Origin of the sequence: Citrobacter sp. Res13-Sevr-PEB04-36, assembly GCF_015672735.1 — a bacterium.
Taxonomy (GTDB): domain Bacteria; phylum Pseudomonadota; class Gammaproteobacteria; order Enterobacterales; family Enterobacteriaceae; genus Citrobacter.
The window spans coordinates 1-16051 of sequence record NZ_JADABY010000066.1 but is presented as its reverse complement, the minus strand read 5'-3'; the positions used below and the strand labels follow the sequence as shown (position 1 = coordinate 16051).

The following is a 16051-nucleotide window of genomic DNA, read 5'->3' as shown; positions in this document are numbered from 1 at the left end:
CCATGCATCTGGCACGCGTTACAGGCGTCGTGGTATCCACGCAAAAATCACCGTCACTGGTTGGGAAAAAACTGTTGCTGGTCCGTCGAATAAGCGCCGATGGTGAACTTCCTGAACAGCCAACCACGGGTGACGAGGTGGCGGTTGACTCAGTAGGTGCGGGTACTGGCGAGCTGGTTTTACTCAGCAGCGGCTCCAGCGCCAGACACGTTTTTAGCGGCCCCAATGAGGCTATCGATCTGGCCATTGTCGGCATTGTCGACACGATTTCTCGCTAGGAGGAACTATGGCGATTTATACCCGAACGGGCGATGCCGGTACAACAGCACTCTTTACCGGACAGCGCGTCAGTAAAACGCACCCACGCGTTGAGGCTTACGGCACGCTGGATGAGCTCAATGCGGCGCTGAGTCTGTGCGTCTGCGCGACAAAAAACCCACAACACCGCACTTTACTTGAAGAGATTCAGTTACAGCTGTTTTGGTTCAGTGCTGAACTTGCCAGTGAAAGTGAGCAACCAACGCCTGCTCAGCGCTACATCAGCTCGGAAGACATTGCGGCGCTCGAAGCCACCATCGATACCGCGATGGGGCGCATTCCTCCCCTTCGCAGCTTTATATTGCCCGGACGCTGTGAGACTGCCAGCCGCCTGCACTTTGCCCGCACGCTTGCCCGTCGCGCTGAAAGACGGCTTGTCGAACTCTCAGCAGATGTCTCCATCAGACATGTACTGATGCGTTATATCAATCGCCTGTCCGACTGTTTATATGCGCTTGCGCGAGCTGAAGACTTTGACGCCCACCAAAACACTATCATCCAGAAGGTAGCTGAGCGTTACGTGGAGGCTACTCAAGCATCAGCCATTCAGGTTTCTTCTATATCATTGTCTTTTCAGGAACTTCATCAACTTACTCGTACGGCGGTGGCGCGAGCGGAAGCGCTCAAAGTCCCTGTCGTCATCAGCATTGTGGATGCAAACGGTACACAAACGGTGACCTGGCGCATGCCCGATGCCCTGCTCGTCAGTAGTGAGCTTGCGCCGAAAAAAGCGTGGACCGCCGTGGCGATGAAAACCGCCACGCATGAACTGAACTCAGCGGTGCAACCGGGCGCCGCCCTTTACGGTCTGGAAAGTCATATGCAGGGAAAAGTCGTCACGTTTGGCGGCGGGTACGCACTATGGCGAGAGGGTTTACTCCTTGGGGGTCTTGGCATCAGCGGAGGAAGCGTTGAGCAGGATATGGATATTGCAGAAACCGCCATTGCGGCGATTAACGTGAGAACACATCAATGAATACATCAGAACTTGAAACCCTTATCCGCACCATTTTGACTGAACAGCTCGTACCGGCAAAAGCAGAGATAAAGAGTGGCGGTATTTTTCCGTCCGTCGGTGAAGCAATAGATGCCGCGCATCAGGCCTTTTTACGTTATCAGCAATGCCCACTGAAAACCCGTAGCGCCATTATTAGCGCTCTGCGGGAAGAACTGACACCTCATCTAGCCTCGCTGGCGGCAGAAAGCGCCAGCGAAACAGGAATGGGCAACAAAGAGGATAAACTCCTCAAAAATAAAGCCGCACTGGATAATACCCCCGGTATCGAAGATCTGACCACAACCGCTCTCACCGGTGATGGTGGCATGGTGCTATTTGAATACTCCCCCTTTGGCGTAATTGGCTCCGTTGCCCCTAGTACCAACCCAACGGAAACTATTATTAACAACACTATCAGTATGTTGGCTGCGGGGAATAGCGTTTACTTCAGCCCACACCCGGGTGCTAAAGCTGTTTCACTCAAACTGATTGCCATGATTGAAGATATTGCCTTCCGTTGCTGCGGGATCCGAAATCTTGTTGTCACAGTCACAGAACCCACTTTTGAAGCTACCCAGCAGATGATGGCACACCCTAAAATCGCAGTTCTGGCGATTACCGGTGGCCCGGGAATTGTGGCTATGGGTATGAAAAGCGGGAAAAAAGTCATTGGCGCTGGTGCCGGAAACCCACCCTGCATCGTTGATGAAACCGCCGATCTGGTGAAGGCTGCAGAAGACATCATCAACGGCGCCTCGTTTGATTACAATCTGCCCTGTATTGCCGAGAAAAGCCTGATTGTTGTCGAGGCAGTTGCCGAACGACTGATTCAACAAATGCAGTCTTTTGGAGCGTTACTGCTAAACAGCGAAGAAGTAGACAAACTACGCGCCACCTGTCTGCCAGAGGGAATGGCAAATAAGAAATTTGTAGGAAAAAGCCCGGCAACGTTACTGGAAGCTGCGGGTATATCAGTTCCGGCAAAAGAACCCCGCTTGTTGATGGGCATCGTCAAGGCTGATGATGCTTGGGTCACCAGCGAACAGTTGATGCCCATGCTACCTGTCGTGACAGTAAACGATTTTGACAGTGCGCTAACGTTGGCGCTGAAGGTTGAAGAGGGATTGCACCATACCGCCATTATGCACTCGCAAAATGTGTCACGTTTGAATCTTGCTGCTCGCACGCTGCAAACGTCGATTTTTGTGAAAAATGGCCCCTCTTACGCCGGTATTGGCGTCGGCGGTGAAGGCTTCACTACCTTTACTATCGCCACCCCAACCGGTGAAGGGACAACGTCTGCGCGAACGTTTGCACGTTCTCGTCGTTGCGTGCTGACCAACGGTTTTTCTATCCGCTAATGAGGCCGTAATGAATAGCTTTTCACTGCAAACTCGATTGTACAGCGGTCAGGGCAGTTTGAGCGTGCTCAAGCGCTTCACAAATAAGCATATCTGGATTATTTGCGACGGTTTTCTTGCGAGCTCACCGTTGATTGCAACGTTGCGTGATGCACTGCCTGCCGACAATCGCATTAGCGTATTCAGTGACATCACCCCCGACCCCACCATCAATACGGTAGTACAAGGGATTGCACAAATGCAGTCCCTGCGACCAGATGTGGTGATTGGCTTTGGGGGTGGATCTGCACTTGATGCAGCGAAAGCGATTGTCTGGTTCAGCCGTCAGTTTGGCATCGAAATCGAAACCTGCGTGGCCATCCCTACCACCAGCGGCACAGGTTCTGAAGTGACCAGCGCCTGCGTGATCGGCGATCCGGAGAAAGGCATTAAATATCCGTTATTTAATAATGCCCTCTACCCTGATATGGCAATCCTTGACCCAATGTTGGTGGTCAGCGTACCGCCTGCCATCACCGCAAATACCGGAATGGACGTACTGACGCATGCACTTGAAGCATACGTTTCCACAAAGGCCAGCGACTTCACCGATGCGTTGGCTGAAAAGGCTGCGCAAATCGTTTTCCAGTATCTGCCCGTCGCCGTCAGCAAAGGCGATTGTCTGGCTACCCGGGGAAAAATGCACAACGCTTCGACGCTCGCGGGAATGGCGTTTAGTCAGGCCGGTCTTGGGATTAACCATGCCATAGCGCATCAACTTGGAGGCCAGTTTCATCTACCGCACGGACTTGCCAACGCACTACTCCTGACCTCTGTGATTCACTTTAATGCCTGCGATCCCAGGGCTGCGAAACGCTATGCCCGCTTCGCGAAATCCTGCCATTTATGCCCTGATACCGCAAACGATACGGCGGCACTCAATGCGCTAATTCATCATATTGAGCAACTCAAAAAACAGTGTGCGTTACCCTCTTTTACTGACGCGCTCAAAGACGGAAAGCAAACCTGGTCACAGCGTATCCCCTCGATGGTTCAGGCGGCGCTGGCGGATGCCACGCTGCAAACGAATCCACGCGTTGCTGATGCCGCTGCCATTCAGGAACTGCTTGAGGAATTACTATGAATACAGCCATGACGGCGGAAACAGCGCTTTATGATGCACAAACGATACGCGAACGCGTGAGGGCTGCGGGTGTAGTGGGTGCCGGTGGCGCTGGCTTTCCCGCACACGTCAAACTGCAAGCGCAGGTCGATACGTTTCTGGTCAATGCAGCAGAATGCGAGCCGATGCTGAAGGTCGATCAGCAGTTAATGTCCGTGCAGGCGGGCCGACTGATACGCGGCATACAATATGCTATGAAGGCGACAGGATCCATCGCCGGAATTATTGCTCTTAAGGAAAAATATCAGAAAGCCATCAGTGCGTTAACACCTCTCCTACCCGCCGACATCAGGTTACACATTTTGCCTGATGTCTACCCGGCTGGCGATGAAGTACTGACAATCTGGATGGCAACCGGACGTCGGGTGCCTCCTGCCGCGCTCCCGGTTAGCGTCGGCGTGGTGGTCAATAACGTTCAGACCGTACTTAACATTGCCAGAGCCGTTGAACAGCAGTTCCCCGTTACGCGTCGTACATTAACCGTCAATGGCGCAGTTGCCCGGCCGGTTACCCTGACCGTACCTATCGGTATGTCGTTACGCGAAGTGCTGGCGCTGGCTGGCGGTGCTACCGTCGATGACCCCGGATTTATTAACGGCGGTCCGATGATGGGCGGTCTAATTACCTCGCTGGATACGCCAGTCAGTAAAACGACCGGGGGTCTGCTGGTACTACCGAAATCCCATGCGCTGATCCAACGACGGATGCAGGATGAACGGACCGTGCTTTCGGTTGCAAAAACCGTCTGCGAGCAGTGCCGCTTGTGCACAGATCTGTGTCCACGCCATTTGATTGGTCATGAGCTATCACCACATTTGCTGGTTCGCGCCGTTAACTATCAGCAGGCCGCCACACCGCAATTGCTGCTCACCGCCTTGACCTGCTCAGAATGCAACGTCTGTGAAAGCGTGGCCTGTCCGGTGGGGATCTCGCCAATGCGTATTAACCGCATGCTCAAACGCGAGCTACGTGCGCTCAACCATCGTTACGAAGGGCCGCTAAACCCTCAAGATGAAATGGCGAAATACCGGCTGATTCCGGTGAAACGGCTGATTACTAAACTGGGCCTCAGTGACTGGTATCACGACGCGCCGTTAGACCAGACCGATCATCCCACTGAAACCACAACGCTGTTGTTACGCCAGCATATCGGTGCCAGCACCATCCCATGTGTACAAAAAGGTGAACGCGTTACGCGCGGTCAATGTGTTGCTGATGTTCCCGCAGGTGCATTAGGTGCACCGATTCACGCCAGTATTGACGGCATTGTCAGTGAAATCACTGACCAGTCCATCACGGTAATTAGAGGTTAACCATGTCTCAGGCTATAGGGATTTTAGAACTCACCAGCATTGCCAAAGGGATGGAAGCCGGCGATGCAATGCTGAAAAGCGCCAATGTGAATTTACTGGTCAGTAAAACCATCTGCCCGGGAAAATTTTTGCTGATGCTCGGTGGTGACGTTGGCGCTGTACAGCAGGCGATTGCCACAGGGACCTCCCTTGCGGGAGATATGCTCGTCGACAGCCTGGTGCTACCCAACATTCATGCCAGCGTTTTACCGGCGATCAGTGGTCTTAACAGCGTGGATAAACGTCAGGCGGTAGGGATTGTCGAAACCTGGAGCGTTGCGGCCTGTATTTGTGCCGCCGATCGCGCGGTTAAGGCCTCTAATGTCACGCTGGTAAGGGTACATATGGCATTTGGTATTGGCGGTAAGTGCTACATGGTAGTCGCAGGCGATGTTTCCGATGTGAACAACGCCGTGACGGTCGCCAGCGAAAGCGCAGGTGAGAAAGGTCTGCTGGTCTATCGCTCTGTGATCCCACGCCCGCATGAAAGCATGTGGCGACAAATGATTGAGGGGTGATGGAAATGCAACCAACAACGGATCGTATGATTCAGGAATATGTGCCCGGCAAGCAGGTTACGCTGGCGCATCTTATTGCTAATCCTGGTAAAGATTTGTTCAAGAAACTGGGCCTGCAGGATTCAGTCTCGGCGATTGGTATTTTAACCATTACGCCCAGCGAAGCCTCAATCATCGCCTGTGATATCGCTACTAAATCGGGTGCGGTGGAGATTGGCTTTCTTGATCGCTTCACCGGCGCAGTCGTATTAACCGGCGATGTCTCAGCCGTAGAGTACGCGCTAAAACAGGTTACCCGCACGCTGGGCGAAATGATGCGTTTTACCGCCTGTCCGATTACCCGGACGTGACGCGATGAAACGCATCATGCTCATTGGTCCCAGCCAGTGCGGGAAAACATCGCTCACCCAATGTATGCGTGGTGAAGCGCTTCATTATCAGAAGACCCAGGCCATTGTCTGGTCTCCCACGACAATAGACACACCCGGTGAATATCTTGAGAACCGCTGCCTGTACAGTGCGCTGCTGGTCAGCGCCTGCGAAGCAGACGTGATCGCGCTGGTGCTTAACGCTGACGCCCCATGGTCACCTTTTTCTCCCGGGTTTACCGGCCCCATGAACCGGCCGGTCATCGGTCTGGTGACCAAAGCCGATTTAGCGGACCCGCAGCGCATTGCCCTCGTCGAGGGGTGGTTGGTGCAGGCAGGAGCGCAAAAAGTCTTTATTACCAGCGCGGTGAACAATACCGGTGTTGATGAGATGTTCAATTTTCTGCACGCAAAGGAACCGTCATGTCTCACAAAATAATGGCCATTAACGCAGGCAGCTCTTCACTGAAGTTTCAGTTATTAGCTATGCCGCAGGGTAAGATGCTCTGTCAGGGGCTAATCGAACGTATCGGAATGCCTGACGCGCAGGTCACGATAAAAACCCCTGCGCAAAAATGGCAAGAAACCGTACCGGTTGCCGACCACCGCGAAGCGGTAACGCTGTTACTGGAAAAACTGCTCAGCCATCACATCATCAATAGCTTACAAGACATCGACGGCGTTGGGCATCGCGTGGCACACGGAGGCGAATCCTTTAAAGATTCCGTCTTAGTCACCGACGAATCATTGGCAGAAATAGAACGTCTGGCGGAACTGGCACCGTTGCATAACCCGGTTAATGCATTAGGCATTGCTGTTTTTCGCCAGCAGTTACCGGCCACACCTGCTGTGGCGGTTTTTGATACGGCCTTTCATCAGACGCTCGACGAGCCCTCTTTTATCTATCCCCTGCCCTGGCGTTATTATTCGGAACTGGGTATTCGTCGCTATGGTTTCCACGGTACCAGCCACAAATATGTCAGCCATGCGCTGGCTGAAAAACTGGGCGTGCCGCTAAGTGCACTGCGGGTGGTGTGTTGCCATCTAGGCAACGGCAGCAGCATCTGCGCCATCAAGGGGGGGCAATCCGTTAATACTTCAATGGGCTTTACCCCACAGTCTGGCGTGATGATGGGCACCCGAAGTGGTGATATCGACCCGTCCATTTTGCCGTGGATTGCCCAACGTGAAGGCAAAACACCCCAGCAGCTAAATCAGTTACTCAACAATGAGTCGGGGCTGCTTGGCGTTTCCGGCATCTCACCTGACTACCGTGACGTGGAACAGGCGGCAGATAGCGGAAACCAGCAGGCAGCACTGGCGCTGACGCTGTTTGCCGAACGAATTCGTGCCACCATTGGCAGCTACATTATGCAAATGGGTGGTCTGGATGCGCTGGTGTTTACCGGAGGTATCGGCGAAAACTCTGCCCGCGCCCGGTCGACGATTTGCCGCAACCTGAATTTCTTAGGGCTGGCCGTAGATGAAGATAAAAACCAGCGTAACGCGACCTTCATTCAGACAGAAAATGCGATGGTCAAAGTAGCTGTGATTAATACCAATGAAGAGTTGATGATCGCACAGGACGTGATGCGTATAGCGATAGCGGAAACTGTGACGTTGGACATTCCCGCATAGTATTGCCGCACCGCAAATTGCGGCACATCATGGTAATAGCGCGATCGCCATGACACTATGCGCCGAGGATTGCTAATCACATAGGTGAAGACGTGGCTGTTGCGCAATGCCCCGCATCATGCGGAGAACTTATCCAGGGCTGGATTCTGGGCAGCGAGAAATTGGTCTCCTGCCCGGTAGAATGGTACAGCACCGTTGAAGTCAGTTCCGGTTCGCCACGGGGAGATGAACGTCCTCTTTCACGGGCGATGGTTGAGCGGTTGTTGCAGTACTGGCAATACCCGGCCCAGATCAGTCAGGATATTCGCATAGATATCCACTCCACCATCCCCATTGCCAAAGGGATGGCCAGCAGCACGGCAGATATTGCCGCCACTGCTATCGCTACCGCACACCATCTGGGGCATCCGTTAGACGAAACCACGCTAGCGCAACTTTGTGTTTCGCTCGAACCTACCGACAGTACCGTTTTTCGCCAGTTAACCCTTTTTGATCATAACGACGCATCCACTCAGATTGCCTGTGAAGCACAGCCCCAACTCGACCTGCTGGTTCTTGAAAGCCCGGAAACGTTACGCACGGCAGATTATCACCGGATACCGCGCCAGGCCGGATTACAGGCTGGTGCACCTGCCCTCAAACGAGCGTGGGAAAAAGTACAGGAAGCCTGCATGAGCCAAAACCCGTACCGGATGGGCGAAGCGGCCACATTAAGCGCCATCGCCAGTCAGACATTGTTGCCAAAACCGGATTTCGATTCGTTATTGTCGCTGGTTGAAGAATGCGATTTATACGGTGTGAATGTTGCCCACAGCGGTAGCGTGGTTGGCCTGATGCTGGACAGAACGCGTCACGACGTTGACTACATCAAATGGATGCTGGTGCAGAAAAAACTGACTACGCATTGGCCGGAGCAGCATTTGCTGCGGATGGTAACAGGTGGGGTTGTATTACAATAAGAGCGGTAAGGGCCTGATAGCGGCCCTTACCGTGATGCATTATTACTCTGCTTTCGCTTCGCCGTTTTTCACTTCGCCCATGGCTTTGAGCTTTTTAGAAATGTCGCGACGCTCTTTAGAAATCTCGGCATTTTTGATGATGTAATCATCCACGCGATCTTCGTAATCACTTTTCATGCTGGCAATAATGCCCTGGATCGCTTCGACGCTCATGCCGGGTTTGATGTAGTCGCTCAGGTTGTCCAGCAGCAGGACACGTTTCTGGTTGTCACGGATCTTTTTCTCAACGTCCTGGATTTCACGTTGCAGTTTGTTCTTACGACGGAACAGACGAACAAATTCCAGCACGTCCTGGAAAGAAGGCTTGGTAGTTTCCATTTTTACACCCCTGATAATGTGAGATTCGGATTCGTTTAAACAACGGCTAAAGTGGGTCAACATTACTTTCATGCCCGCCATACTTCAAGTTGCATCTGCATCGACAATGCACGGTTGAAACCTGAGTTATCGAGGGTAAAGCCATTGCCGTTACCAATGGTTTTAGCCTTTTTCAGTATCATACCCTTAATCGTTGCTGAATCGAAGCAGCAGTGGAACCAATCCCCTCATCTGCGCTTTATTTGCGCAAAGCACGACAGATTAAATGTGAGAGCAGTTCCAGCTGTCGCGCCATCTCCATATTCAGCCAGACATAGCCATGGATAGGCGTTTCTGCAACGTTGTCGCCCCGATGCTCGTCAATCAGCTGACGAAGTTCGGTCACCGTGTCATTGAGTTTTTCGGTGTTGGCAAGCACCGGCTGCGGATTACCTTCATACAAGGCGTGCGTTATCGTCAGCAATGCCTGTTGCATTCTGAGCTGAGTTTCACGCAGCGTATGCGCATTCAGCATCACAAAATGGCTGGTACGCGTTGCCCACAGCGCGTTAATTTGCAGTTCAAGCATGCACACCAGATTTCGATTAATCGTTTGTATGGCCTCAAAAACTGACTTTTGAATGCGGGTTTCTTTGCTGGCCGGGATGATTAATCCGCGCATTTTAACGACATCACTCAACAACTGCTGTAAGTGCTTATCCAGCCGGGGTTGTTCAAGTAAGTTGGGTGATAGCGCGGCCTGATACACCCGGTTATAACCGGTGATGCAGTGCGCCAGCTGAATACGCCAGTGTATAAATGCGCGTTGCGGCCAGACCCAGGTAAACAGCATCGCCAGCAGCGAGCCGAGAATCACATCTCCCCCACGCCAGAGCGCCGTGGTCATATCGCCCGCAGGTGCGCCAACTACGACTGCCAGCGTAATGCCGATCAGCAGCGCCTGATACGGCTTTTTGCCTAAGGCCAGCCAACCGCACAGGAACATCGCCACCGCACACCATATCAGCATCAGCGGCAATGAAAAGAGCTCCAGTCGGAGCGCCACCAGTCCAAGAACCGAACCCAGAATCGTGCCACCAATACGCTCAAAAGCCCGGGGAACGACATTGCCCCAAAAGGAAATCGGCCCCATGATCACCACCAGCGTGATCAGAGGCCAGGTACCTTCAGGGATGTCCAGCAGGCGAACCAGCAGAAAAGTGAGAAGAAACGCCAGCGAGATGCGAATACCATGCACCACACGATAATGACGATACAACCGAATTTCAAAAGGACTCAGTGACTTATCTGCACGCACTCATGCACTCCGTCAGGGAATAGCAAAGAACAGAATTGTACCTGTTTTTTCAGTGAAAACATCACCGTTATCAACAGGACTTTTATCCTGATTAACGCCCAAAACCGTTACTTCGCTTGCACCGGCACGTACATTTCGATGTCCCAGTATCCGTCCTCCATGCCATTGTTCCGGTAAATTTCAAAACACGGTTTGGCCGATAACTGCCAGGATGAATCCTGCAACAGACGGTCAAAAAATTGATACCAGGGTGCGGCAAAGTCATGATTTTCAACACGAGCAACGGCCATGGCATAGTCGCCGCCCTCCAGTTCCGACAGGATCACCCCTTCGCTGTTTTCCGGGATCTCAAAATCTTCAGGCACTGAAACCACGGTATCGCAGCGCAGTTTATCTGCCGGAACCACGTCTGGATTGTCGTAATAGACGGCTATCCATTCCAGCGGCACAATCTGCTTATCGTCGACCCACATTACCAGTTGCTCAAATCCCTGCTTTACCGTGTGTTTCCACGGTCCAACCATGTGAAAACCGGCAATCCTGCGTTTATCTGCCTGCTTTATCTCATACTCCATATACCCTCCCGCATTACACTGTATAAAAATACAGTGTAATTTCTGCGTTTTGTGGCCACAAGGAAACAGTGATTATTATGTGAGCAGATTCGCAGTCTTGCCAGTTTGGCCCACAAACAGAAATCTACACCTTATGGTGAAAATAATCGCTTAGCCGCGAAAACACGCCGCCCTCACCGACTGACTCCAGCGTCATCAGCGGCCAATGCGCCACCAGCTGATCCCGATCGTAGAGTTCAATTTCGCCCACACGCTGATGTGCGGCAATGGGTGCCACCAGCTCCTTTTTATCAAGCACATACTTTGCTTTAATATTCGCCACTTCAGCTTTAGGGAGCGCCATCCAGAAATCCTGCTCAGTACCGAGACTGATTTTTTCTTTATCGCCATACCAGATCCGCTCAACGCCGACCTGCTTACCACTGCGTAGAACCTGCACCGTGTCGAAGTTTTGCTGTCCCCATTGCAACAGTTTTCGCGCCTGATCTTCACGCCCCTTCGCACTCTCGGCCCCCATAACAACGGCAATTAGCCGACGCTGGCCGTCAACCGCAGATGCAATCAAGTTAAATCCAGCGCCAGATGTGTGGCCCGTCTTCAGCCCATCCACGTTCAGGGTTTTATCCCACAACAAACCGTTACGGTTTTGCTGGGTGATCCCGTTCCAGGTGAGACTTTTCTCACTATACATATGATAAAAATCAGGCTCACCGTGAATGATAGCCCTCGACAACACGGCCAGATCGTAGGCCGAGCTGTGCTGACCAGGGGCATCCAGTCCGTGCACTGTTTCAAAATGGGTATCCTGCAACTTCAGCTTTTGCACATAGCTGTTCATCATGGCGACAAACTGTGGCTGCCCACCAGCAATGTAATCAGCTAACGCGACGCAGGCATCGTTACCGGAATCAACAATTAAGCCGCGACTTAAATCACGCACCGAGACGCGATCGCCTTGTTTTAAAAACATTAACGATGAACCAACGAAGACCGGATTATCTTTCGCCCAGGCGTCGCGTCCAACGGTGACTATGTCTGTCGGGCTAATACGATGGCTGTCGATGGCGCGATCCACAACATAGCCGGTCATCAGTTTGGTCAGACTGGCGGGGTTACGCTGCTGGTGCTCATTACCTGCGGTAAGAATTTGGCCCGTGGTGTAATCCATCAGCACCCACGCGCCCGCATTTATGGCTGGAGGTTGGGGAGCAAAACTGGCGACATCCGCAGCAAAGGCGGATGAAAAACTCATCGCGAAAAGGGAAGCGGCAATAAACAAACGGCGTTTCAACAGCATGTCCTCAGGAAAAGGAAAAATAGCCGTTCTTTTTACGGAATTTCTGAGGAACAAACAGGGATAAATTGCAAGAAAATGTGACTTAAAGCGCATTTTCTTGCAATGGAATGCAGGTATCAGACCAACGGGTAGTGAAAAATACGCGCTACATTATCCTTTACGGGGTGATACGTCTGCGTGATGGCTGCGATGTCGGTGATATCCGTCGATCATGCTACGAAAGATTTGCCCCGGCGTGTCGCCCAGCGTGCACAGGTAGATATGGGCACAGATAAAAAGAATGCCAATAATCGCCAACGCCATATGCAACACCAGCATAATTGGACCTGCGCCGATGACCTGCGGGTAAAGACAGAGCAAACCGGTGATGATCAACAGCGGTACCAGCGCATACATGATGGCCAGATAGGCCAGTTGTTGTAGCGGGTTGAATTTACTTTCTGCCGTTGCAGCAAAAGGATGCGCTTCACCTTTCATAATTCCATACAGGTAAAAACGTGTCTGCTGCAGGCAGCGCGAAATCAGTCCGCTACACTTCACCCGATAGTGGCAGCCGTTGCCTGTGGTGGCGTTTATCAGCACAAAACCAACCCAGAAGGCCAGTAATGCAAAACCACACCAGGTGTGAACCTGCACCATAAGCGCCACCGGCCCAATCGAAAAGTGACCAAACAAGCCGCTCACCAGCAGCAGAACGAATAACAGCGCATTTCCCCAATGCCAGCGGCGGACCGCTAACGAGTAGAGGTAGTCACGATGTTCTTCACCGGTTGCCGTTTTAGGTGCCAGCATCCGGCGCAGCAGCGCGTGCGCCACCAGACCAACAATCATCAGCAGGATGACCACCCCTGCGTAAATGAGCCACAGCGGCCAGTAATCCGGCGCATAGTTAAGCTCTGCTCCCCAGATAGAATTCATACGTTCCCCTCCTGATGATACTCTTTACGCCGATAAAGACTCACCGCACCACTATGCGCATCCTGCTGGCGATACACCTCTTTTTGGCTTATCCAGTGCTGGATCTCCGGGTCATCACGACGGCCAAACTTCAGCGCATCGGTTGGACAAACGGAAACGCAGGCGGGCGATTGCCCGGCATCGAGGCGGGTATCCGCACAAAAATTGCATTTATCAGCAATACTCGTTTGCGGATTCAGATAACGCACATGGAACGGACAAGCGGCAACGCAATAGTCGCAGCCAATACAGCGCGACTTGTCCACCTGCACAATGCCATTTTCGTCACGAAAAGAGGCACCGGTCGGGCAAACGCTCACGCAGGGCGCATCTTCACAGTGCTGGCAAGAAACACGCACAAACTGAAAGTGAGACAGGACGTCTGACTCTTTTTCCGGGGTACGGATCTGCACTTGCAGGCGGCTGTATCCTTCCGGCACATCGTTCAGAACCTTGCAGGCAACCGTACACGCCTGACAGCCAATGCAGCGTTTTTCGTCATGTAGCATGACATAGGGATTAGTGGATTGATTCATGATGTTCTCCTTGTTCATGCCCGACTCAGCGTCACGCCAGCGGTGTGCACCACCGTTCCGGAAACCGGACTGGTCACGTGCGGGAGTAAATTACCGCAGTGAATACCGTGCGTTGTTGCCGCCGTTTTAGCTCCAGCCTTGGCGCCAAATCCCATATAAACAAACAGCGTATCGGGTCGAATACCGGCCGTGACCAGCGCCTTGCCTTTTTCTTTGCCGGTGGCGTTTTCCAGCCAGATGTCGTCGCCGCTTTTAATCCCTTTTTCGCGCGCGGTTGTCGGGTGGATCCACACCGCGTTGTCCCACATCAGTTCACTGAGTAAAGGTACATATTGCGTCGCACCGTTGGTGTGAACCGCCACCTTGCCCTGGATGAAATAGAGTTCATTGTCACCCTTCAGAGCAAAATTGCGGGCGCGTGGAATACCGTAGCCGGGGAGTAACGATTCCAGCTCTGCGGAATAAAGCTCGATTTTGCCTGACGGGGATTTGAATCGCAGTTGCTCGCCGTAGGTACCGTCGCTGTCCGCCGCCACCGCGCCGGGATAGCGCTCGACAAACTGGCGCACGGCCTCAGGTTCACGATATAACAGCGGTACCCCCCACTCCCGATATCCCTTCTGACGCAGTTCTGCTGATAAGGCGTGATCGCCATTAAGCTGGTACAGCTGGCGCGTCTGCATATCTTGCCACGGGTAAAACTGCCCGAGGCCCAGCTGTTGCGCCAGCTCTTTCCAGATTTGCCAGCTTGGGCGTGCCTCACCAATTGGCTCAACTACCTGTTGGCGCAATGCATAAGCCGGATTTAGCCCCGACATATCAGAGACTTCTTCGTCACGCTCAAGATAAGTGCATTCCGGTAACAGATAGTCGGCATAGGCCGCGCTTTCACTTAAATAGACGTCGCAGCTGACCACCAGATCCAGCTGTTCCACTGTTTTGACCAGATCGGGTCGGCAGGTCACGGTCTGGAAAGGATTATGCCGGGACATGATCCATCCCTTCACCGGGTAAGGTGTCTGCTTTAACACGGCATCGATGATGCTTTGTACGACCCCACCGCCTGCGGCGATGTATTTAAACTGCGGTGCCACCATATCAATACGCTGTGCGGTTGGCTTCGGCAATTTTACATCCGGTTTCGCCAGCACTGGCGCGACCGTTTCTCCGGCCAGTTTGTTGTAGGTTGCCGCCGCTTTTTTCTGGTACATGCCGCCTTCACGTTCAATATTGCCCAGCAGCACATTGAGGGTGAAGATCATCCGCCGCATGTCGATCTCTTCCTGAGAAAACGTCGCACGGTGGCCTGGACTGACGATGGCACGAGGCGCACAGGCCGCCATTTCCCGGGTTACGCGGGTAATAACGTCAGCAGGGACGTCAGCCAGTTTTTGCGCCCATTCAGGCGTTGTCTCCTGGACTGCCTCTGCCAGTTGTGTAAATCCCGTGGTGTAACGTTCAACGAACTGCGCGTCATACAGGTTTTCTTTAATCATGATGTGACACATCGCCATCAGTACCGGCAAGTCTCCGCCAGGTCTGATTGCATGCCATTCATCCGCTTTACTGGAGAATACGGACAAGCGAGGATCGAAGCTCACCATCTTCGCACCTCTCTCCTGCGCGGTCATTAGTTCGTGCGTGTCAGCAACCTCAATACCTTCATAGAGATTATGGCCAAAAGAGACCATGTAACGGGTATTGGCAATATCCATGGCCAGATCGCCGCCCATCATCACTTTGGCGGCGATAGATTTCCCGGCGGGACATGTCGAGGCATGGGTAAAAGTATTCGGCGAACCAAAGGCCGTCGCTAGGTGAAATAAATGGCCGGAAAGCGAGCCTGATTTAGAAGAAAAAACAACGCCCTGAGGGCCATACTGCGTCTTTATCGCACCCATCTTTTCGGCAATTTCTTGATAGGCTTGTTGCCAGCTAATGACCTGCCATTCGCCACTGCCACGCGGACCAGTGCGCTTCATTGGTTTAACAATACGGTGCGGATCGTTCACCAGACTCACACCGCTGCCCCCTCGGGCGCAAACCCGGGTACCTTGCTGTGGCGCATTTGGGTTCCCCTGGATGAAAACGGTTTTATTATTAATAACCTGGGCCTGAATGGGACAGCGAAAAGAACACATTTCGCACAGGCTTGGCGTGAGTGAAGTTTTTCCCTTGATGCCTTCTGGCGCATTGCGCGCCAGAGCCCCCGGTGGAAAAGTTCCTATTGCGCAAGCGGAGCAGCCAATACCCACGCCGCGCAAAAAGTTACGCCGACTAATGCTCATATAACCTCCTGTTATTAGATATATCCAATTATTATATTAATTTTATATTA

Annotated in this window: 17 protein-coding genes; 10 read left to right on the top strand and 7 right to left on the bottom strand. The window is 52.6% G+C overall.

Annotation, left to right across the window (positions count from 1 at the left end; translation table 11 throughout):
• The first annotated feature begins 2 nt into the window (after positions 1-2).
• From IMQ48_RS19375 to IMQ48_RS19330, 10 genes are all read left to right on the top strand, one after another.
• The gene (locus tag IMQ48_RS19375; RefSeq protein WP_196210272.1) at positions 3-278 is read left to right on the top strand and encodes a EutN/CcmL family microcompartment protein; all 276 of its coding nucleotides are present in this window, start codon (positions 3-5) and stop codon (positions 276-278) included.
• A gap of 8 nt (positions 279-286) precedes the next feature.
• Positions 287-1294: a two-domain cob(I)yrinic acid a,c-diamide adenosyltransferase PduO gene (gene pduO, locus IMQ48_RS19370; protein ID WP_196210271.1), complete on the top strand. Its 1008-nt coding sequence runs from the start codon at positions 287-289 to the stop codon at positions 1292-1294.
• The gene (gene pduP, locus IMQ48_RS19365; protein WP_196210270.1) at positions 1291-2676 is read left to right on the top strand and encodes a CoA-acylating propionaldehyde dehydrogenase PduP; all 1386 of its coding nucleotides are present in this window, start codon (positions 1291-1293) and stop codon (positions 2674-2676) included. The genes pduO and pduP overlap by 4 nt, the downstream gene beginning before the upstream one ends.
• A gap of 10 nt (positions 2677-2686) precedes the next feature.
• The gene (locus IMQ48_RS19360) at positions 2687-3799 is read left to right on the top strand and encodes a 1-propanol dehydrogenase PduQ (RefSeq protein WP_196210269.1); all 1113 of its coding nucleotides are present in this window, start codon (positions 2687-2689) and stop codon (positions 3797-3799) included.
• Entirely contained in the window at positions 3796-5151 is a 1356-nt protein-coding gene (gene pduS, locus IMQ48_RS19355) for a cobalamin reductase PduS (RefSeq protein ID WP_196210268.1), read from the top strand. The genes IMQ48_RS19360 and pduS overlap by 4 nt, the downstream gene beginning before the upstream one ends.
• 2 nt (positions 5152-5153) lie before the next feature.
• Positions 5154-5708 carry a propanediol utilization microcompartment protein PduT gene (gene pduT, locus IMQ48_RS19350; RefSeq protein ID WP_196210267.1) on the top strand — a complete coding sequence of 185 codons (555 nt, stop codon included), beginning with the start codon at positions 5154-5156 and terminating at the stop codon, positions 5706-5708.
• Complete coding sequence (gene pduU / locus IMQ48_RS19345; protein WP_096756638.1) at positions 5708-6058, top strand: propanediol utilization microcompartment protein PduU; 351 nt, start codon at positions 5708-5710, stop codon at positions 6056-6058. The genes pduT and pduU overlap by 1 nt, the downstream gene beginning before the upstream one ends.
• 4 nt (positions 6059-6062) lie before the next feature.
• A complete protein-coding gene (gene pduV / locus IMQ48_RS19340) occupies positions 6063-6515 on the top strand; it encodes a propanediol utilization protein PduV (RefSeq protein WP_196210266.1) in 453 nt (150 codons plus the stop codon).
• Complete coding sequence (locus tag IMQ48_RS19335) at positions 6500-7714, top strand: acetate/propionate family kinase (RefSeq protein ID WP_196210265.1); 1215 nt, start codon at positions 6500-6502, stop codon at positions 7712-7714. The genes pduV and IMQ48_RS19335 overlap by 16 nt, the downstream gene beginning before the upstream one ends.
• Positions 7715-7806: 92 nt before the next feature.
• Entirely contained in the window at positions 7807-8673 is an 867-nt protein-coding gene (locus IMQ48_RS19330) for an L-threonine kinase (protein WP_196210264.1), read from the top strand.
• 42 nt (positions 8674-8715) lie between these two features.
• Here the strand turns inward: IMQ48_RS19330 and IMQ48_RS19325 are convergent, their stop codons facing one another.
• The 7 genes from IMQ48_RS19325 to phsA form a co-directional block, all read right to left on the bottom strand.
• Positions 8716-9051 carry a DUF496 family protein gene (locus IMQ48_RS19325; RefSeq protein WP_003834176.1) on the bottom strand — a complete coding sequence of 112 codons (336 nt, stop codon included), beginning with the start codon at positions 9049-9051 and terminating at the stop codon, positions 8716-8718.
• Between the two features lie 238 nt (positions 9052-9289).
• On the bottom strand, positions 9290-10348 hold the full coding sequence (locus IMQ48_RS19320) for an FUSC family protein (protein WP_196210263.1): 1059 nt from the start codon (positions 10346-10348) through the stop codon (positions 9290-9292).
• Positions 10349-10455: 107 nt separating this feature from the next.
• Positions 10456-10923 carry a DNA gyrase inhibitor SbmC gene (gene sbmC / locus IMQ48_RS19315; RefSeq protein ID WP_196210262.1) on the bottom strand — a complete coding sequence of 156 codons (468 nt, stop codon included), beginning with the start codon at positions 10921-10923 and terminating at the stop codon, positions 10456-10458.
• A 124-nt stretch (positions 10924-11047) separates the two neighbouring features.
• On the bottom strand, positions 11048-12220 hold the full coding sequence (gene dacD, locus IMQ48_RS19310) for a serine-type D-Ala-D-Ala carboxypeptidase DacD (RefSeq protein ID WP_196210261.1): 1173 nt from the start codon (positions 12218-12220) through the stop codon (positions 11048-11050).
• A 150-nt stretch (positions 12221-12370) separates the two neighbouring features.
• Positions 12371-13138, bottom strand: a complete 768-nt coding sequence (phsC, locus tag IMQ48_RS19305) for a thiosulfate reductase cytochrome B subunit (RefSeq protein ID WP_196210260.1) — start codon at positions 13136-13138, stop codon at positions 12371-12373.
• Positions 13135-13713, bottom strand: coding sequence for a thiosulfate reductase electron transport protein PhsB (gene phsB, locus IMQ48_RS19300; protein WP_196210259.1), 579 nt, complete (start codon positions 13711-13713; stop codon positions 13135-13137). Before phsB ends, phsC begins: the two co-directional genes overlap by 4 nt.
• Before the next feature lie 14 nt (positions 13714-13727).
• Positions 13728-16001, bottom strand: a complete 2274-nt coding sequence (gene phsA, locus IMQ48_RS19295) for a thiosulfate reductase PhsA (RefSeq protein ID WP_196210258.1) — start codon at positions 15999-16001, stop codon at positions 13728-13730.
• Positions 16002-16051: the final 50 nt, after the last annotated feature.